The 269-nt window shown below is 44.2% G+C and carries 1 pseudogene; it reads left to right on the top strand.

Going from position 1 to position 269, the window contains the following annotated elements:
• Positions 1 to 71: 71 nt before the first annotated feature.
• Positions 72 to 269, top strand: a pseudogene (locus IM295_RS22960) (lipoprotein-releasing system transmembrane subunit LolE); the annotation flags it as partial.

Raw genomic sequence — 269 nt, 5'->3', positions numbered from 1 at the left:
GCGACAGCGTGACGGGCATTTTTTTTTTTTTTTATTAGGTGTTTAACGAGATCTAAATTGTGTGTGTTGTCGGCAGCGTCACCAATAACTATGTCTACATCAAAAGCTGGATCGGCACTTACGGATATATGTACCGTGATATCCAGATGATCCGTGCGATCATGTATCTGGCGATGGTGCTGGTGATTGGCGTGGAGTGATTTAATAACGTCTCGACGATGTTAATGGCGGTTAAGGACAAGAGAGGAGACATCTACGTGTTGCGTAAC

The organism is Enterobacter cloacae complex sp. P14RS (genome assembly GCF_014895895.1).
Lineage (GTDB): Bacteria > Pseudomonadota > Gammaproteobacteria > Enterobacterales > Enterobacteriaceae > Enterobacter > Enterobacter bugandensis.
Note: the sequence above shows the minus strand (reverse complement) of the source record. Positions and strands in the feature narration are given on the sequence as shown.